Genomic DNA, 18,613 nt, shown 5'->3' with positions numbered 1-18,613 from the left:
ATCATTCAACAACACAAACATGGCATTATGATAGCTAACGATGACAAGCAGTGAGGGATTTACAAACAGATACACTTGCTGGCAGAGTGCCTATAGTTCAATAAATACGATAGCCTGCCAAAAGCAATTTCTTCTATACAAAAACGGATGCCAAACCTTCATCCATGCGTCGATATAACATTCCTTTATTACTTAAAGCGAATACCATCAAGAATTCCACTCATCAAATACTTTATCTGCTTTTTTTTGTTTTTTTGCGTTGCAATCAGAATAAATTGATGAATTATATTTACGAAAATTTCTCGCAATGCAAGTATTTTTGGTACGTGAGAAAAATGATAGAGAAAAAAAGAGTTTCTTATTCTATAGTAACGCCGCCATTCAGAGTGAATAGCCAAACGCCATCGTATAAAGAGGATAGAACGATCTCCAATTGAGTGCATCATGCTTACAGCTGGCACGGCAAACAAGGAATAACCCGCATGTGCAGCACGCAGGCACCATTCAATATCTACATAATCGATAAAAAAATCACTATGCATGTTGCCCACTTCATTGACTACGGCCATGCTGGTAAAAGTTCCTGATGAAATGACGAAAGAAACTTGAATAGGGAAGTTTTCACTACCGTCGGGAGTAATCCTGCGACGCAATCCGAATTTACGTAAACGAATCAATGGATAGAAAAATCCCTTTTTTTCATCCTTAAATATTGGCGCGACCACGGCAACTTTGCTGGATTCCGATAATTTCAAAAAATAATTTTTTAACAAAAAAACGAAATCTTCTTTTATCGTACTGTCTTGATCAAAAAAAATAAGATACTCTGCCTTAGCATTCCTTGCAAAATCAATCCCACAATTTTGCGCATATGCAATACCAAAATTTTTATCAAAAGCAATAATTTCGATATTTTCAGCAGTCGCACATCCAGCGCGCAATTCAGAGCAATTCGCACTTCCATTGTCGACCACAATAATTTTTTCAACCTGATGATTAAGGATTGAAATCAGACGAAGTATGTTGATTAAATTTGGATTGTAAGCAACAATAATGGCAAAAACACCTTTTCTATTGCATGATGAATTTTTCATATATCAAAGTTGTATAAACTTGACTACCAAAAGCAATTCACCACCTTCCAAGAGGTTAATTGAATTGGGTATTAGAATATTGTTAGCTTGATGAGGGAAGATGAGGACTTGGTGCGTAGGACGCCAGAACTACACCTATCATAGACAAATCATGTCTGAGTTGGCGTATTGTCAGGCGTCCTATTATGCAGAATAACTATCGTTTGTTCAAACCACCCAGGAGAGCGGCGAGTTTTTTTGGAGGTTTACTTACGGAAATATTGGGTGTGGCTGTCGCTAATGTTTTAGCTGGCTCATACGGCTTGAGAAACCAAGGATCAACCTTTTCACGACGGCTACCGGGTCCGAAAGCAGTTCGGCCAGTGCGATCTTGAAAACGGCCTGATGCGCGCATATCCGTGTCGCTGGAGGGCGTACGGACTGGACGCGCTTCACCACTGTCGCTGCGGCGCGGCGCACGGCGCTCGCCATCGCGCGATTCGCGTGCCGGTGCCGGGTTAAAGCCGGCCAGATCGCCACGTTTGACGGTTTGCTTGATCAATTTTTCGATATCGGCCAGCAGGCGCTCGTCCTTGTCGGAATAGATCGAGATGGCGTCGCCGGAAGCGCCGGCGCGGCCGGTACGACCGATGCGGTGCACGTAGTCTTCCGCGTTGTAAGGCAAATCGAAGTTGATCACGCAAGGCAGGTCGGAAATATCGAGGCCGCGGGCCGCCACGTCGGTGGCAACCAGTACATCGATCTCGCCTTTCTTGAACGCTTCGAGTGCCGCCATGCGTTCCTGCTGGGTCTTGTCGCCGTGAATCGCGGTGGCACGCATGCCTTCCTGCTCCAGCACCCGCGCCAGGCGCGAGGCGCCGATCTTGGTATTGGAAAACACGATCACCTGTTTCAGGTCGCGCTGGCGCAGCAGATGCGCAACCAGTGCATGTTTCTGGTCTTCCGGCACCTTGTAGACTACCTGCGTGACTTTGTCGGCCGTCTGGTTGCTGCGCGCCACTTCGATAGTCAGCGGATTGTTCAGGAAGGTATTGGCCAGCTTCTTGATTTCCGGCGAGAAGGTGGCCGAGAACATCAGGTTCTGCCGCTGTTTCGGCAGCAGATTGATAATGCGCTGCAGATCCGGCAGGAAACCCATGTCAAGCATGCGGTCGGCCTCGTCCATAACCAGCATCTGCACCTGGCCCAGGCTGATGTTTTTCTGCTCGATATGGTCAAGCAGGCGGCCCGGAGTGGCAATCACGATTTCCACGCCGCCACGCAGGGTCACTGTCTGCGGCTTCATGTCCATGCCGCCAAACACCACGGTCGAACGCAGCGGCGTATGTTTGGCGTAGGCCTGCACGTTTTCGGCAACCTGCACTGCCAGTTCGCGCGTAGGGGTCAGGATCAGCGCGCGCACCGGGTGGCGCGCTGGCGACATGCTGCTGCTGGCATGGGCAAGCAGCAATTGAATGATCGGCAGCGAAAAGCCAGCCGTCTTGCCAGTGCCGGTCTGGGCGGCGCCCATCACGTCACGCCCTTGCAGCACTACGGGAATGGCCTGCGCCTGGATCGGGGTCGGCTTGGAGTAGCCTTGCTCGGTCAGGGCGCGCAGGATTTCCGGCGCCAGGCCGAAATCGGAAAACAGCACAGTGGGAGCAATGTCGGATGGGGTGGGTGCAGCGGCAGGAGCAGTCGGGGTGGCGGGCGTGGGCGCCGGGCCGGGCGTAGGAGTCAGTTCAATTTCAGACATAAATTTTCTGGTGTGCCTCCGCACTGCGGAAGCCATGCTTTCTCAATAAACAACATTTCGTGGCACTGGCAGCTCCGTTTGAGCAATTTGCAAGCCATCATCAATGCACTTCGGCACCTCTGTGCTCCGAGGCATTCTGTCTTGCGAGTGCGGGAGCGCTGGGGAGATGTGCGGCGGTGGCGGCGGAGAAGAGCGCCGGCGGAACATCGCGCGCAGAAGATACAATATCAGTGCTGTAAACGATACCCTAATTCATCGCCACTGTACACGGAAAGTATGAATTACATCAATTACCAATTACAGCAAAAACCATTCCATCTGCTGCGGCACGGCCGCCATCAATCCGGTTCTGTATTTTATGTCTATCGATTCCCTGCCTCTCGATCCCCCGCCAGAGCCGCCTGCCCCGCCTGACGACAACGCCTGCTGCAATAGCGGCTGCACCTATTGCATCCTCGATATGTACCAGGAAGAACTGGCCGCCTACCGGCTTGCGCTGCATGCATGGCAACAACGCCAGCCGCCGGCCGGCAAGTCACTGAACTAAGCATTCTCTCCTCGCTTTAAACAAGAACAAGCCGGTCCGACAGGATCATGGGCAGGCCCCGTCACGCCCGTACGCCCGGGCACCCCATAAAGCATGCCAATAAGAAATTATCTGACGTAGGAGTGGGATGACAAAGGGCAATGTTCCTAGCCTACACAAGCACGTCAGCTCATCCGATGCCCATGACGGCGGCCAACTTCTATAGTGGAGTCATTGCAGAACACAACGCAGCAGACAGTAACAAGCAGCACAATAAATAACAGACAGCCAATCAACAAGATCAGAAAACGAGGCCATACCATGTACAAAGCATACAGCAACCTGACCCCAGCATCGACCAGCAACGCCGCCGCCCGCGACTGGAGCGCCGCCCCCGTCAAAGCGCCTGCCACGCCGATGATCAGCATTACCGGTGCCCAGCAGAACGAGTTGCTGCGTGCCCTGTCGCGCGCCGATCTGGAACGTCTGTTCTGCCAGCTTGAACTGGTTACCCTGCCCGCCGGCAAACATCTGTTCGACTTCGGCGACAAGATCGAATACACCTATTTCCCTACCAACGCCATCGTTTCGCTGTTGTACGTGATGGAAGACGGCGCCACCACCGAAATCGCCGTTGTCGGCCGCGAAGGCGTCGCTGGCGTCGCCCTGTATGACGGCGAACGCGCCACCTGCACCGCTGTCGTGCAAAGCGCCGGCTACGGCTATCGCCTGAAAACATCGTTCCTGCGTGAAGTCTTCAGCGAGGGCGGCGCGCTGGCCCAACTGCTGATGCGCTACACCAGCGCAATGTTTGCCCAGATGGCACAAAACGTGGTCGGTGGCCGCCACTGCAGCATCGAACAAAAACTGTGCCGCTGGCTGCTTGACCGTCTCGACCGCTCGCTGTCGAACGAACTGAAAGTTACACAGGACACCATGGCCAATATGCTGGGCGTGCGCCGTGAAAGCATCACCGTCACGGCCCGCAAGTTGCAGGACGAAGGCCTGATCCAGTATCGCCGCGGCACCGTGGAAGTGCTGGACCGCGAAGGCCTGGAAGCGGCAGCCGGCAATTGCTACAAGGCTGCCCGCGCCGGCTTCGAACAGTTCCGCCGCGCCATCAATCCAAGCTTGCACAACTAATCGACTCACCTGTCTCCTCCCCATTCAAGCACGCTCCGGCGTGCTTTTTTTATGTGCGGCGCCGGGTGTCGCTACAATAGGGCTTGAACAGGAAAACAGGAAACACGCTGTGGAAGATATCAATTGCCATGAACTGCCGCACATTCAGGTACTGGCAGGCAAAAACAAGCAGGGCCCCGTCTTTGAAGCATTGCCGGCACGCCAGATCGACACCCATGTCTACGAACTGCTGGCCTCGCCCGGCCTGACGCTGAACCTGGCGCGCGGCGACGTCGTCAATATTGAAAACGCAATGGAACCGGCAGTGGTGCTCAAGCGCGGCGGCAACTTTTGCATCCAGCTGTATGCCGACGAGGCGCCGCAGGCAGATGTGCTGCAGCTCGAACATGATGTCAGGACTCAGCTTGGCGGCACGCTCGATGGCCAGTACCAGGGCAACCTGACCTTCAGCGTACCCGGCCATCACGGCCTTGGGAACGTCAACGCCCCGTTTGACGCCTTTCGTGAACGCACCGGCATAGAATGGTATTTCGCCAACATCTACGCCAATCTCGATGACGACAACGACGAGACCTTGCTCGACTGGTGGCGCCAGGACTGACAGGGGCCGCCTTCGTCAGCCAGACTCGGCTGGCCATGCTAGGATGCGGCTGTTCCCAGCCAGCATCCATTTATCATGAAGTATCAACTTTTTCTGTTTGACCTCGACGACACCCTGCTCGATTTCAGGGCCTCGGAAAAACTGTCGTTCGTACGCACCATGCAACAGCTGGGCCTGCAGGAGGCGCCAGACGCCCTGTTCTCGCGCTACCAGGTGATCAATACCGCGCTATGGCGCAGCTTTGAGCTGGGCACCGTTACCAAGGATGTGCTGAAGGTACAGCGCTTTGCCCAGACGTTCGAAGAATACGGCCTGGCGTTCGATCCACAGGCAGCCAGCCGCCTGTACCTGGAGTCCCTGTCGGAAACGGCCGTGCTGATCGACGGCGCACTGCAACTGTGCGCCAGCCTGTCGGCGACCGCCGAAGTGGGCATTATCACCAATGGCGTCGAAGCGATCCAGAACCGCCGCCTCGCCAGCACAGGCCTGGCCCAATATATCTCGTTTGTCGCCACCTCCGAAGCCTGCGGCCACGCCAAGCCCGACGTGCGCTTTTTCGACTACGCCGTCAAGATGGCACGCCCGATCACCAAAGAGCAGATGGTGATTATCGGCGACCGCCTCGACGCCGACATCCTCGGTGCCAACCGCTATGGCATCGACAGCTGCTGGTTCAATCCGGACGGGCTGGTCAATGGTACGCAGGCGGTGCCGACCTATGAAGTCGACAGTCTGGACGCCGTTTTGCCAGTTTTGAATGCAACAAGTTTGCTTTCATCGCGCTGACGATAAATTAAACGCATTGTTTCAAGCAATTTATAGCGATAATAGCGAATTTCGTTTATCGCCAGTGACTTCATGAAACCCCTACTTGATACGCAGGAAGTGTGTACTACCCAGCGCGCAGCAGAAATCCTGGGCATCTCCGTATCATCGGTGCAGCATCTGGTGGAAGCTGGCTCGATCGATGCCTGGAAAACGCAGGGTGGCCATCGCCGCATACCGCTTGCGTCCATCCTCGCCTACAAGGGCCAGCACGCCGGCAATAGCGCCATGTCCGGCGCAGCGCCCAAGGTGAGCGCATCGCAAGGGTCGCCGATTATCCTGATTGTCGAAGACAATCCCATGCAACGCACGCTGTACCAGCGCCACCTGCTGGACTGGGGCATGACGGAACAGGCCGTGTTTTGCGATAACGGCTATCAGGCTCTGCTGGAAATTGCACGGCGCCAACCGGAAATCCTGCTGATCGATATCATGATGGACGGCATCGACGGCTACGAGGTCATCAACACTATTATTGCCGACCCGCAGTTGCGTCCTATGCATATTGCCGTACTGTCGGCCTTGAGTGAAAGCGACGTCCTGGCACGCGGCGGCCTGCCGCCTGGCGTCGTATTTTTCAGCAAACCAGTCAACTATGACGAATTGCGCGGCTACTTGCGTGCAGCTTGCGCCCAATTTACACGCGATACACGCTAACTGTTGCTAAATGCCGTGAATGACTTTCATTCACCGATTAAATTTTCAAAAATAACAATTTTCGTTGTAACATGGCAACCTGAAAAGCCATACTGGCCTTCATCTTATCCAGAGGCTTTTGATGTTGCAGCAGCTCCCCGCGCCATCGCGCCTTGTCGCATCTTCACCGGCCAGCACCGGCTCACAGCAGTTACCACCGTGAAACAGTCGCCCTATCACGACATCGATCCGCAGGTGCTGATGGCGGCCGCTGGCGACAGGGCCACCTTTCTGCTGCTGTCGCAGACCTTTCTTGAGCACGCCCCCCAGCTGGCCGAACGCCTGCACGATGGCTTGCGCCGGCAGGACGCCACTGCCGTTGCCAGCGCCAGTCATGCGCTCAAGGGTATGGCAATGCTGATTGGCGCCACACAACTGTGCGCGCAATTGCAGCACATCGAAAACACCGCGCGCCAGCACCACGCACTGCCGTTGCATCAACCATCATTGCATGCATTGTTTGATCGTGTGCTTAGTGAAGTAAGAACAAGTATCGATGCGCCTGCCGCCTGACATGAACAAGCTGCTCAAACGCCTGATTGAAACGAACTCATCGCAACGCTGGGCAGGCCTGACGGCGCGCCAGGCCACCATGATCATCTGCGTGGTCCTGCTGTCGATGCTGGTACTGACTACGGCCGTGGCAAGCTGGCGGCTGTACGAGCATGAACTGTCCGACTGGCGAGATACTATGGATAACCTGTCCACGGTATTGGCCGAAAATACGGCACAAACCATGACATCGAGCTACCAGGTGCTTGACAGCATTGCCGGGCAGATTGGCGACATGCCTTCGTCCGTCGCGGCACAGCGTGCAGCCTTCGGGACGGCAGCTTTTTACCAGTCCATGCGCGACCGGATCGGCGTGGCGCCGCAAATCGATGTGGCCACCATTATTGCAGCCGATGGCAATGTCATCAATTTCTCGCGCAACTATCCGGCGCCGCAGATCAACCTGGCCGACCGCGATTATTTTCAATATCACCAGCAGCACAAGACCCTGGTGCCTTTCCTGAGCGAGCCGGTGCGTAACAGGGGCAATCAGGAATGGACGTTCTATATCAGCCAGCGCCTTAATGATGCCAAGGGTAATTTTGCCGGCGTGGCACTGGTCGGTGTATCAAGTAATTTTTTCAGCGAGTTTTATCGCCACGTCAGCCTTGGCCGCTATTCGGCCATTTCGCTGTACCGCAGCGACTACACCTTGCTGGCCCGCTGGCCCCGGCACGAATCGATGATGGGAAAACGGTGGCTGGGAGGTCCTACCCACGAAGTGATCAGTTCGGGCAAGCAGCACGACGTCGTGCTGACCGACAGCGTGCGTGCCTACAACAACTTCCAGCCTGTGCTGCGCATGGGCGCCGTGCGCGTGGTGCGCGACTACCCTCTGATTATCAACGCAACCATCACCAAAGAACTGCTGCTCGCTGGCTGGTACGACAATTTGCGCATGCTGTTCCTGGTTGTGCTACCCAGCATGATCGCCGTACTGATTGCTTTCCTGATCATGGCGTCGCTGCTCAAGCGGCGCGAACAGGATGCTGCCGAAGCCATTGCGCTGAAAATACAGGCCGATGCCGCCAATGCCGCCAAGTCGCGTTTTCTGGCCATTACCAGCCATGAAATCCGCACACCGATGAACGGCCTGCTGGGCATGAGCGAGCTGATGCTGGGAACCAGACTCGACCCTACCCAGCGCAGCTACGCCGATAATGTGCACCAGGCCGCACTGGAGTTGCTGCGCATTATTAACGATGTCCTGGATTTTTCAAAAGTCGAGGCAGGACACCTGGAACTGGAGCGCACAGTCTATCAGCCTGAACAACTGATCGGGCAGGTCATTTCCCTGCACAGCAGCAAGGCACACGGCAAGCAACTACACATCGCCACTCGCATCGACACGATACCGGGCCATGCCGAAGGCGATCCGGCCCGCTTGCGCCAGGTGCTGGGCAACCTGCTCAGCAACGCCATCAAATTTACCCCGGCCGGCGACATTACAATCAGCCTGCAGGCCATTGCCCCCACAGCTGATGACAACAGCTGGCGCTTGCGCTACAGCATCCGCGACAGCGGCATCGGCATACGCCCGGAAGCGCAGCGCCATCTGTTCAAGGCTTTCCGCCAGGCAGATCCCAGCATCAGCACCCAGTATGGCGGGACAGGACTGGGACTGGCCATTTGCAAGCACCTCGTTGAGCTGATGGGGGGCACGATCTGGTTTAGCAGCGAAGAGAACAGTGGCTCGACCTTCAGCTTTGAATTGCCAACCAGACTGCTGCAGGCAAGCGAAACGCGCCAGCCGGCAGTCGTTGACACACCCGCCCCTGCACTTGGCAGGCGCGCCCTGCTGGTCGAAGACATGGAAATGAACCGGCAGCTGGCGCGCATCCTGCTCGCCAGACTGGGCTGGACCGTCGATGAAGTCACCGATGGCCGGCAGGCGCTCGAGGCGATGGAAATGACGGCCTATGATCTGGTGCTGATGGACTGCCGCATGCCAGTCATGGATGGCTACGAAGCGTGCCAGCGTCGCCGTGCGCACGAGCAGGCATTCAATCTGCCACGCACGCCCATTATCGCGCTGACTGCCAACGCCATCGAAGGCGAACGCAGCCGATGCCTTGCGGCCGGTGCCGACGAGTATCTGTCCAAGCCCTTCACCGCGCATACCTTTACAGAAGCAATACAGCGCTGCACCAGCAGCGACTGATCACCCTCCCGTTTTTTACCAGCGCTCAGCGCACTGGCTACGTACGCCTGTACGTCGTTGTTCTGCAACAAAATCAAACTGATTCAACGATATTATTTGATAAAATTGCGATATTTGATGCATTCAATAATATTACTACATGTTGAAAAAGATCTCAATTCATGAACTTGCCGTCGGAATGCATGTGCACGCCGTGTGCGGCGCCTGGTTCGACAACCCCTACTGGCGCAACGCATTTTTCCTCAAGGACGAGGCTGACATTGCCAGGCTGCGCGGCGGACGCGTACGCCAGTTGTGGATCGATACCAGCAAGGGCATCGGCCTCAGCACGCAAACTGTCACGCCATTCCGGACGGTGCCAGCCAATGATGCGCACTTCGCCGCGACGGCGCAGCGCCCTGCCCCTTCTTTGCAACCAGCCAGTACGACGCACGAGCTGGCCAACGCTGCCGCTATCATCGCAGCGTCAGCAGGCACGCTGTCGGGCATGTTCGCTGACGTGCGCCTGGGCCGCCAGCTCGATGCGCAAGCTGTACTGGCACTGGTCGACAGCATCCATGCATCGGTCGTGCGGCATGGCAGCGCCCTGGCAAGCCTGGCACGCCTGAGAAAAGCAGACAATGACTGCCAGCTGCATGGCGTGGCAGTGTGCGCCATGATGATAGGCCTGCCACGACAGCTGGGTCTGGAAGAAAGCGAGGCCCGGCTGTGCGGTGTGGCTGGTCTGCTGCACGATATCGGCAAGACAGCAGTCGATGCGAACGCACCATTCCCAGGCAGCCCAGGCGACGCGCGTCAGTATGGCCGCGCCACGGAGCACGCAATGGCTTCCCGCCAGATCTTGCTGCAAGCCGGTATCGATCATCCTGTCATTCTCGATATCTGCCTGAATCACCATGAGCGGATCGATGGCACCGGCTACGCACACGGCTTGCGTGGCGAGGCGGTGAGCCTGCACGCACGCATGGCAGCCATCTGCGATGTCTATGATGGCATGACGTCGGAAGGCCACGGCAGACAGGTGTGGAACCCTGCAGCTGCGCTGAAAAAAATAGCGGAATGGACGCGCAGCGGCCAGCTCGACGTCACCATTTTCTCGGCGTTCGTCCGCTGTACCGGCATCTATCCGCTGGGCACGCTGGTACGCATGCGATCAGGCCATCTGGCCGTGGTGACAGACAGCGAATCGTGCCTGTATGCCCCCGTCGTACGCGCCTTTTTCTGTATCGCTTCGCGGCGCCATATCCCGCCGTTCTCGATTGACCTGTACGAATCCAGGGACAACGGCATCGCCAGTCATGAAGACGCCGCCACGTGGGGACTCGGGGAACTTGGCCACCTCTGGACATAAAACCGTGCTTGCAGACAAGCACTTGCTGACAGATCAATCAGCCTGGTCACCAGGATCACTTTTCATTTTTGGAGACACCATGAATAAAGCAGGTATCAAATTACAGCTCTGGCTTGGATACGGGCTGGTAACCGGACTGTTGCTCCTGATCGCTGCGCTAGCCATCGTCAGCCTGGCCAAACAGAAACATGAATTTGATCAGTTTGTTGACGGTAATCATGCGCGTGCCCAAATGGGCAACCAGTTGTTGCATGCCATCGATGCCCGGGCAATTGCCGCACGGAATCTGGTGCTGGTAACGACCGAAGCTGATCGCGACAAGGAAAAAACGGCCGTATTGCGCGCGCACGCAGCGGTGCTGGCTTCTTTACAGGAACTCGAGAAACTGGCCATCCATCCCGATGCCAGCGAAGGCGTACGCGTGCAGGTGCAAAAAATCGGCTCAATCGAAAAGCAGTATGGAAAGGTGGCCCTGACCATCGTGCAACTGGCGCTCGATGGCGACAAGGACGCAGCCACCGCCATGCTTGTCGAGCAATGCCGGCCCCTGCTTGCCGCTCTGGCTGGCGCCGCGGATGAATTTGACAATGCGGTAAAAAACGAATCGCTGCAAGCGACACGCGATGCCGATGCCCGCTACGTCACCACCCGCAACAGCCTGATCCTGGCCAGCGTGCTCACTTGCCTGGTCAGTATTGCTGCCGGCGTGTTGATCAGTCGTCATACCCTGAAAACACTGGGCAGCGAACCTGCCGTATTGAAAGCAGCAGTCGCCCGGATCGCCGATGGCGACTTGCGCGGCCAGTTGGAGAAAGACGCGTTCGATACCAGCAGCGTGCTTGCAGCCGTGGACCGTATGCAATATGCGTTGATAAGCGTGGTATCGTCAGTGCGCGACAATTCGCTGGCCGTGGCAACGGCTGCGGCAGAAATTTCCGCTGGCAACAACGACCTGTCGCAACGTACGGAACAGCAGGCAAGTTCACTGGAGGAAACCGCCTCGTCAGTAGAAGAGCTGGCTACGACCTTGCGCCAGAACGCCGCCCATGCGCTGCGCGCCAACAAGGAGGCGCATGCAGCGTCCGATGTGGCCAGCAAAGGCGGCCAGCTGGTCGCTGAAGTTGCTGACACCATGCAGTCCATCAACACCGCCTCGCAACAGATCGCGCGGATTACCGGCGTCATCGACAGCATCGCCTTCCAGACCAATATCCTGGCGCTCAATGCCGCAGTCGAAGCAGCGCGCGCGGGCGAACAGGGTCGCGGCTTTGCCGTCGTCGCTGGCGAGGTACGCAACCTGGCCCAGCGCAGTGCCGCGGCATCGAAGGAAATCAAGGCATTGATCGACAATTCGGCCGAGCGCGTACGGCTGGACAGCGAACTGGCCACCAAAGCCGGCGCGACCATGACCGAAGTCGTTGACAGCGTGCGCTTGGTCAGCGGCCTGATCGGAGAAATCTCGGACGCCAGCCAGGAACAGATGCTGGGCATCGAACACATCAACCGCGCCATCACCGAAATAGACGACGTAACCCAGCAAAACGCCGCCCTGGTCGAACAGGCCGCCGCCTCTGCCAGCTCGCTCCATCAGCAGGCAGACGAACTGGTACAGGTAGTGGAAATTTTCCGCATCACCGGCAATGGCGCCACTGCCGGCTAGGCTGCACCACAGGTTGCTCGTAGGAACGTGGCGGCCCTGCTGTAAATAAAAAAACCCTGACGTATGGTCGTCAGGGCTTGATTTGGGCATATCAGAATTCTGGTGGGCCTCCCGTGAGTCGAACACGGCACCAACGGATTATGAGATCCTCTAGCTAACGGAATACGTTTTAAATCAAAGACTTAAAAATTGCTCACAAACCGTAAGTCTTTGATTTTTATTCTTTACGCTACGCAGTTGTAGCCTAGATTGTAGCCTAAAAAACCCCGCTAAACAGAGGAAAGAAAGTCCTTTACTCTAGTGGATTACTGCTTTTCCATTTCAGGCACACGTTCCACCAAGAAACGCCGATTACGGCAACTAAACCTAATTGTCCTCCAAAACCTGAAATTATCCGTAGCCTAGCATCGGTAAATACTTATCTCATTCTCCGATATCATGACCAAACATTCGCGGCCCCAAACCCAACGCCTCTCGCCTTAAAGCCTGAGTCATAAAGTGAACATACTCAGGCATTTCCTCAAGGAGATTTTGTTTCTTGATTGCCCTGGAATGCAATTCCATGAGGACGATAGCATTGAGTTTGGCAGGCATACCGTTCAAATCCAGGTGTTCAAAGTCAGGCAAAACACTCCCATACTTGCCAATCTCAGGCAACATTGCAGCCCATTTCTGAGCCATTGGATCGTCAGGATTGGAGACGGCGAACACAGCAGCCGCAGCAAGCGTGTCGGCGATCTGAATGCCATGCTCAACAGCAGAGCTCGCAAACTGGATAGGACCGGACAGGTTGAAAGTGAGAGGTTGTTTCCCAATGGGGCTGTCCACAAAGATGGTCTCCCCTTTCCTACCTATCATGCCGTCAAAGAAATCGTTCTTTTCCATGAGCGGCTTTGACTCATCACAGATAGCGGTCATTTCGCCATACATAAGGCCCCAATGAGCCAAGAGACTGCCTAAAGCGCTGCCTGTTAAATCAAGTATCCACTTTCCTGTAACTCCACCCCGCAGGCTATCAAGCTCACCACGAATGTCATCAATACGATGAATGGCGAACTCTCGTATTTGGGTAAGTATCGGGGAGTTCTCACGATGTACAGACGACGAAAAAAGACTTGCAAGCCTTGGCTCATCCATCTCCCGCATGAGACTTTCAAACTCGTTGAAAATTTCGTCGGCACCGGCCCCACGTGCAATGAACTCAACATACAAAATGTTCGCTATGAACAAGTGAAAGTTGATGCCATAAAAGAGCGAATTAATCTCAGATAGGGACGGTTCAAAAATATACTCAAAGAACTTGCCTGCTAAAGCATATTTTTTATCTGAAATTGATATTTTTACCCTACCCTCAAAATGAGTAAGGATGTCGTCCATAGCACGCCGACCACGGTTGTATTTGACAAGGTTCTTGCCTTTTAATTCGCCGCCCTGGACACCGTATTGTTTCATTATCCGAGCAACAACCTCCTGTGCCTCATCAGGATTCGTTGCAACTGAACCATAAGCAAAGTAGTTCTGTTTTTCGTTTAGTAGATTGTTGCCTGTAAAACCGGACTCATCAAAGTAAATGTTTTGTGCCATCTTTGTCTCGTTATTGTTTGTTATTCATAAGGTAGTTCACCGAACAAACCAATCATCAAGTCACCATCAAGAACCTCAAATGGCAACTCTAAGTAATAGTCAGGATGCCGAGGCAAAGCTTTGCCGTCCTTGGACGAGTTCTTTGTATGGCCTTGGACAAGCTCACCGTTTTCTTTTATGTAAGGAAGGACAACGATACGACCGTGATTTTTTGAGACGATTTTTCCCTCTTTCCAAAGGGTTTCCCCCTCTTTGCTTACACCACCATTGCCAAGACTCTTGACCGTCCAACCGACCTCTTTACCTGTCTCATACCAGAAAACAAAGGTTCCAATGACAATGACATGCTGACCTCTTGCCAATGCCTCATCGAGCATTCTTTGGACACCAGCAATTTGGAGTAGCTTGTTCGCACGAGGTAAAAGCATGTCACGGATTTTTGCTTTAGTCTCACCCCAATGATCAATGCCCGACAGACCAAAGCCGCTTGCAATCCTTTCACGAAACGCATACATACCCGTTTTGCTATTTGTATTGATCACAGCCGACCAATCAAGCTCACCCTTGCGTTTCAAGGACGCACGATGATTTGTAAGCTGAACGACTTGAACCTTTGGCGACTCAGACAAGCATTTGAACAGGTCATACCTATACTTTTCGCCGTTTTTAGGGAGAACTAAACTTTCAATAGTCGGCCCGGGAAAAGCTGCACTACGCTTGATTGCCTCGCCAAGCATAAGCTGTTCCTCTTGCGCAAGCCTTTCCTCAGCCGTTACCTCTTTCTCTGCTTTAAGAGAAATGGAGAGCTTTAACTCATCATCAAGGTCTAAGACATTGACTCTTTCACGGATAGTCTTATTGAATTCCTTGGCAACCTCATTGGCCTCTTTGAACGTGTTGTAGCCATCACTATGAGCATGACCCGTACCTCTATCTACATAATGCCGATACCATTTCAATGTACCATCAGGCTTGACTTTGAAAGCCCACATAATCCACATGGCCCCGTTCTCATACCAAGCGAAAGGATAGATAGCAATCGTGGGATACGCATACCCAGGCATTTGTATCAACAGCATCTTGTTGCTCCTTTGCAGAAAGCGTTTGCTTGCATCAATTAAGATATTATCGGGAAAGCAAAAAAAAGAAAAGACTAAATCTCAGAATAAGGATTTCTTTTTTTTACAAACCGTCTTGGGTAAAAATAATCCACGGCAACATAAAACTGGACGATGAAAAACAAAAAACCGCAGCGCTTTTCAACACTGCGGTTCCTTTAATTGGGGCGCATCCCGTAGGTCGAACCCGACAACAACGCATCACGCACACCAACTATGGCTCTCGCTAACTCATTCGTAACTGTGCTGTTGACCACCACTCTAAGGGCAGTTCAATAGTTAGGTCGCCATCTACCTCTTGCAAAAGGAGTTTCAATGCAACAGCTTGTTGCGACATTGAAAGATCTAAACTCGAAAAGTTTTGCCAAATCTCATCACTTGGACTCATAGTGCATATCAACCTGAATACCTAACAGTTTTCCACTAGGGGAGTCATCACGGAGTTCCAGGACAGTGTTATCAACGATGAGCCGCTGATATTCGTCGCTCGTAAATTCGTCTGACATGCCGCTAATGAAATCGGGATTTAGAGTTGCTATGTATTGAGCGCCTAAATTGCCTACCACCCTATCAGCCAACGTAAAGACTTGTGCGCGCTGACGCACATCCATGTTGGCAAAGAGTCGTCCATCATGAAAAATGAAATCCACTTTATGATTTTTCCTTAACGCCAACAAAGTTAAGTCATAGCAAAAGATTCTTACCTCATTGATACCATCAGAGCTATCGTTTTCAACTTTAACGTCAAAATCAAAGCGTTTCTGGTTGTTGCCCTCATTATTATGGAATGTAATGCCAGCGGGTGAGTTCGGATAAAAATCAGACACAAAAGATTTAAATACCGAGAAATTGCGCTCTCTATATTCCTTTGTTTCCTCTAAGTAGTTATTGGTTTTTTTAACCTCCTCGCTTAACACCCCATCTAAATCAGCAGCTTGATTGCTATACTTAATATCAATAGCCTTATAGTCCCTGACTTTCTGTGCTTGCGCCATCAAGTCTGAGATTTCGCCAACCAGGACGGTATATTGATCAAGTGCTTGAGATTGGCTCAGTGTGCGTAGCGCGTCATCCAAATCTTTCTGTTTTTTTCTTAGTTCTATTTCAGCTTGACTAATTTTATCAATAAGACGTAATTTTTCACTACTTAACCTTGCAATTCTGTTCTCAAGCATTCGCTTGTGGAAATCAGTCACCTCATCAAGCCGTTTTAGAGCAAATGACTTAAAGTTTTCAAGTAATTCACCGTATAAGGCATTTACACGGTCCAGTGAAATATGGGGCTGTTCTACCATGCTCTCAGAAATATTCTCAACAGCAGAGCGCCACAAAAATATAAGGTTCTTGTCTTGTTCAATTGAAACCGCAAGAGCATCAGCATTTTTTTGTAAGTCGTAGAAATTCTCTGCTACTACAAAGTCATCTCTCTTTTTATTAAGTCCTTGAATTTGTTGATCCAAGTGCGAAAGTAAGATGTCAGAGTCCCGCCCACCAGAATAGAATTCTTTTAGTAGCGAATCCTCTTTAAAGTTTTGGCGCAACTGTTTAAGTCTCGTTATTTCACTACGTACAACCATTTTCTTAGAAATGAGTTCAACATCAATGCCTAGCAAAAAAGCATTCCTGACCAACATTTCGTATTCTGAAAAGTCGCCCGTATCTCTCGGATCTACATATTGTTTAAGCCCACGACGCAGGAATTTTGGCAGTAGCGATCTATAAGTGAGTCCTGATATGTTACTTGGAATACTGAAAAGGCGACTCTCAAACCAATCGTTCAGCTCCGCAAGCTTAATTTCTTTATGGTCAAGATGGACAACGCCTTGCGAGCTAGTATTGCGTGAAACAACGTGAGTTTTTCCATCTATTTTAAAGTCTAAAGAAAATTCCCATTGAGGTATTTTTTTCTCAAACTCACTGTTCTTTTTTGAGCCTAGACAAAAATGTAGCAACTCAACAATCAATGATTTACCAACACCATTGTAGGTTGAACCTTGATTTGTTTTTGCCCCGATGATGAGAGTTAAGCCAGTCTCATTAAAATGGACTGTATTAAAGGTCTCACGATTAGCATAGAGTTTTACTAGACGCATTTTTACAAGGCCCCATTACTTTTCAGCTTGTCGAATTTTTCTAAGGTCCCATTGCTATTCAACTTGACGGCTTGAATAGAGAACAAAAAGTCAACTGCAAGCACAACATTTTCAAAAGAATGTTGTGCCGGATATTCTTTAGCCATGAGAGCCTGGGAAAAAAGATGCCACAGTTCATCAATCGTTTTCGGCACGGTAAGGAGTTCAAGCAAAAAACTACCAAGCCCGAAAAACGACTCAGCCAATTTTACATGTTTGTCAGGCATCAGCACTTAAGGCTCCTCGAAAATGTCGCAAGCCTCAAAGAAATAAGCCATGACAACTAGGGCCGCATCATGCAACTCTTTCTCAGCACGCTTATCATTTGGATCAACGGGCTTTGGCGTTACTTGATTGAGAATATATGCTAATAACTGGTCTTGGGACGATGCTTGGTTAGGAGCACTAGGAAAGGTCAACACTTTGCCAGCCTCGTAGATAGCCTTTAGTTTGTCTCGGACAGCTTGCCTACAGAACGAACCGTTCGCCTGAAAAAACTGCTCTACCGTGCCTCTCCTGTAGTCTGCATCGCGCAACCAGTTTGCGGTAAGGCTTAGATTATTGAAAACAATCTTTTTTTCAAAATCGGGATCAGTCAATGATTGTGTTAACGAACGAATGATTGGATTGTTTATGATGTGACCGACGACCTCTGACACCGAGTCAAGCTTTAAGACTTTGATTTGTGCAGGGTTTGGAATGAAACCTACCACAGAGAAAATTTCGTCGTCAGCGAGGCCGAACAGAACGTTCTCAAGGTCTTTAGTCAGGAAAGGCTTGCACTCTTGCAACGTTTTCTTTCTCTTGAGTTCAGCGAGCGCAGCATAGGTTGTTGGATACGCGCCTGGCGTAACACGGTAGCCATCATTGATAACAAAATAAAACTCTTTAATTCCAACAGGATACACTTTTGTTTGGCCCCACTTTAACGCCAACCCGTCGAAATCCTCTTTGAGCTTTTTGATAGCCTCGGATTCGGTATATGTCTCGGGGGCGTAGACTTGGTAGTACCTACCGTATGTAGGCATGTGGCCGTCATTTTTCCAATCACCCTCGTTGCCTTGGGGCTTGACCGGCGAAAAGTCAGAGTCAGCCAAACTCATGATTTTTGAGAATTCGTTCTGAAAACCCATACCAATCACGCTGGACATACGTGAGCGAAATAAAAGCCTCGCTAAAGTCTTTTCCTCAGTATTCACAGGCACCTCTTGTCTAGATGGCTATAACTTTAACGTACAGAATATGTAAAGAAAAGCCGCAGCATGTTTCCATGCTGCGGCTTGTTGTTTGGTGGGCCTCCCGTGAGTCGAACACGGCACCAACGGATTATGCTTACCAACTATGGCTTTCGCCACCCCTTTCGGGTTTGTGGTCTGGACTGTCTCTTGTCTTTACGACCTGCCCGTACAGTCTCTACACGTCCTCTCTGAAGAGA

The 18,613-nt window shown here is 52.0% G+C and carries 16 protein-coding genes; 9 read left to right on the top strand and 7 right to left on the bottom strand.

Going from position 1 to position 18,613, the window contains the following annotated elements:
* Positions 1-188: 188 nt before the first annotated feature.
* Together GCM43_RS08455 and GCM43_RS08450 are read right to left on the bottom strand one after the other, a co-directional pair.
* Complete coding sequence (locus GCM43_RS08455; protein WP_152243153.1) at positions 189-1,094, bottom strand: glycosyltransferase family 2 protein; 906 nt, start codon at positions 1,092-1,094, stop codon at positions 189-191.
* A 196-nt stretch (positions 1,095-1,290) separates the two neighbouring features.
* Positions 1,291-2,829: a DEAD/DEAH box helicase gene (locus tag GCM43_RS08450; protein ID WP_152243151.1), complete on the bottom strand. Its 1,539-nt coding sequence runs from the start codon at positions 2,827-2,829 to the stop codon at positions 1,291-1,293.
* A 358-nt stretch (positions 2,830-3,187) separates the two neighbouring features.
* Between GCM43_RS08450 and GCM43_RS08445 the strand changes: the two genes are divergently transcribed.
* The 9 genes from GCM43_RS08445 (at position 3,188) to GCM43_RS08405 (ending at position 12,344) form a co-directional block, all read left to right on the top strand.
* Positions 3,188-3,376: an oxidoreductase-like domain-containing protein gene (locus tag GCM43_RS08445; protein WP_152243149.1), complete on the top strand. Its 189-nt coding sequence runs from the start codon at positions 3,188-3,190 to the stop codon at positions 3,374-3,376.
* A gap of 396 nt (positions 3,377-3,772) precedes the next feature.
* Complete coding sequence (locus GCM43_RS08440) at positions 3,773-4,498, top strand: Crp/Fnr family transcriptional regulator (RefSeq protein ID WP_152243634.1); 726 nt, start codon at positions 3,773-3,775, stop codon at positions 4,496-4,498.
* Positions 4,499-4,607: 109 nt separating this feature from the next.
* A complete protein-coding gene (locus GCM43_RS08435; protein WP_152243147.1) occupies positions 4,608-5,099 on the top strand; it encodes a DUF4265 domain-containing protein in 492 nt (163 codons plus the stop codon).
* A 75-nt stretch (positions 5,100-5,174) separates the two neighbouring features.
* Positions 5,175-5,885 (top strand): YjjG family noncanonical pyrimidine nucleotidase, encoded by a 711-nt coding sequence (locus GCM43_RS08430; protein WP_152243145.1) that lies wholly within the window; start codon positions 5,175-5,177, stop codon positions 5,883-5,885.
* Between the two features lie 72 nt (positions 5,886-5,957).
* Positions 5,958-6,581 carry a response regulator gene (locus tag GCM43_RS08425; RefSeq protein WP_152243143.1) on the top strand — a complete coding sequence of 208 codons (624 nt, stop codon included), beginning with the start codon at positions 5,958-5,960 and terminating at the stop codon, positions 6,579-6,581.
* Positions 6,582-6,596: 15 nt separating this feature from the next.
* Positions 6,597-7,133: an Hpt domain-containing protein gene (locus GCM43_RS08420; RefSeq protein ID WP_152243141.1), complete on the top strand. Its 537-nt coding sequence runs from the start codon at positions 6,597-6,599 to the stop codon at positions 7,131-7,133.
* A complete protein-coding gene (locus GCM43_RS08415) occupies positions 7,117-9,333 on the top strand; it encodes a hybrid sensor histidine kinase/response regulator (protein WP_226929394.1) in 2,217 nt (738 codons plus the stop codon). The genes GCM43_RS08420 and GCM43_RS08415 overlap by 17 nt, the downstream gene beginning before the upstream one ends.
* A 139-nt stretch (positions 9,334-9,472) precedes the next feature.
* Positions 9,473-10,684 (top strand): HD-GYP domain-containing protein, encoded by a 1,212-nt coding sequence (locus tag GCM43_RS08410; RefSeq protein WP_152243139.1) that lies wholly within the window; start codon positions 9,473-9,475, stop codon positions 10,682-10,684.
* Positions 10,632-12,344 carry a methyl-accepting chemotaxis protein gene (locus GCM43_RS08405; protein ID WP_152243137.1) on the top strand — a complete coding sequence of 571 codons (1,713 nt, stop codon included), beginning with the start codon at positions 10,632-10,634 and terminating at the stop codon, positions 12,342-12,344. Before GCM43_RS08410 ends, GCM43_RS08405 begins: the two co-directional genes overlap by 53 nt.
* A gap of 423 nt (positions 12,345-12,767) precedes the next feature.
* On the opposite strand, the gene GCM43_RS08400 is transcribed toward GCM43_RS08405, so the two are convergent.
* From GCM43_RS08400 to GCM43_RS08380, 5 genes are all read right to left on the bottom strand, one after another.
* Positions 12,768-13,928, bottom strand: coding sequence for a DUF3800 domain-containing protein (locus GCM43_RS08400; protein WP_152243135.1), 1,161 nt, complete (start codon positions 13,926-13,928; stop codon positions 12,768-12,770).
* Between the two features lie 20 nt (positions 13,929-13,948).
* Complete coding sequence (locus tag GCM43_RS08395) at positions 13,949-15,007, bottom strand: hypothetical protein (RefSeq protein ID WP_152243133.1); 1,059 nt, start codon at positions 15,005-15,007, stop codon at positions 13,949-13,951.
* A 413-nt stretch (positions 15,008-15,420) separates the two neighbouring features.
* Complete coding sequence (locus GCM43_RS08390; protein WP_152243131.1) at positions 15,421-17,139, bottom strand: DUF2326 domain-containing protein; 1,719 nt, start codon at positions 17,137-17,139, stop codon at positions 15,421-15,423.
* A 2-nt stretch (positions 17,140-17,141) separates the two neighbouring features.
* Entirely contained in the window at positions 17,142-17,405 is a 264-nt protein-coding gene (locus GCM43_RS08385; RefSeq protein ID WP_319636952.1) for an ABC-three component system middle component 6, read from the bottom strand.
* 6 nt (positions 17,406-17,411) lie between these two features.
* Positions 17,412-18,377, bottom strand: a complete 966-nt coding sequence (locus tag GCM43_RS08380; protein WP_152243127.1) for an ABC-three component system protein — start codon at positions 18,375-18,377, stop codon at positions 17,412-17,414.
* Between the last annotated feature and the right edge of the window lie 236 nt (positions 18,378-18,613).

It is taken from the genome of Janthinobacterium aquaticum, from assembly GCF_009208565.1.
In the GTDB taxonomy this organism is placed as follows: Bacteria; Pseudomonadota; Gammaproteobacteria; order Burkholderiales; family Burkholderiaceae_D; genus Janthinobacterium.
The sequence above is the reverse complement of the archived record's forward strand: the minus strand, read 5'-3'. Positions and strand labels throughout refer to the sequence as shown.

Coding starts and splice junctions, on each gene's coding strand:
- GCM43_RS08455 (WP_152243153.1), bottom strand. CDS start 1,094: ATGAAAAATTCATCATGCAATAGAAAAGGTGTTTTTGCCATTATTGTT.
- GCM43_RS08450 (WP_152243151.1), bottom strand. CDS start 2,829: ATGTCTGAAATTGAACTGACTCCTACGCCCGGCCCGGCGCCCACGCCC.
- GCM43_RS08445 (WP_152243149.1), top strand. CDS start 3,188: ATGTCTATCGATTCCCTGCCTCTCGATCCCCCGCCAGAGCCGCCTGCC.
- GCM43_RS08440 (WP_152243634.1), top strand. CDS start 3,773: ATGATCAGCATTACCGGTGCCCAGCAGAACGAGTTGCTGCGTGCCCTG.
- GCM43_RS08430 (WP_152243145.1), top strand. CDS start 5,175: ATGAAGTATCAACTTTTTCTGTTTGACCTCGACGACACCCTGCTCGAT.
- GCM43_RS08425 (WP_152243143.1), top strand. CDS start 5,958: ATGAAACCCCTACTTGATACGCAGGAAGTGTGTACTACCCAGCGCGCA.
- GCM43_RS08415 (WP_226929394.1), top strand. CDS start 7,117: ATGCGCCTGCCGCCTGACATGAACAAGCTGCTCAAACGCCTGATTGAA.
- GCM43_RS08410 (WP_152243139.1), top strand. CDS start 9,473: ATGTTGAAAAAGATCTCAATTCATGAACTTGCCGTCGGAATGCATGTG.
- GCM43_RS08405 (WP_152243137.1), top strand. CDS start 10,632: ATGAAGACGCCGCCACGTGGGGACTCGGGGAACTTGGCCACCTCTGGA.
- GCM43_RS08400 (WP_152243135.1), bottom strand. CDS start 13,928: ATGGCACAAAACATTTACTTTGATGAGTCCGGTTTTACAGGCAACAAT.
- GCM43_RS08395 (WP_152243133.1), bottom strand. CDS start 15,007: ATGCTGTTGATACAAATGCCTGGGTATGCGTATCCCACGATTGCTATC.
- GCM43_RS08390 (WP_152243131.1), bottom strand. CDS start 17,139: ATGCGTCTAGTAAAACTCTATGCTAATCGTGAGACCTTTAATACAGTC.
- GCM43_RS08385 (WP_319636952.1), bottom strand. CDS start 17,405: ATGCCTGACAAACATGTAAAATTGGCTGAGTCGTTTTTCGGGCTTGGT.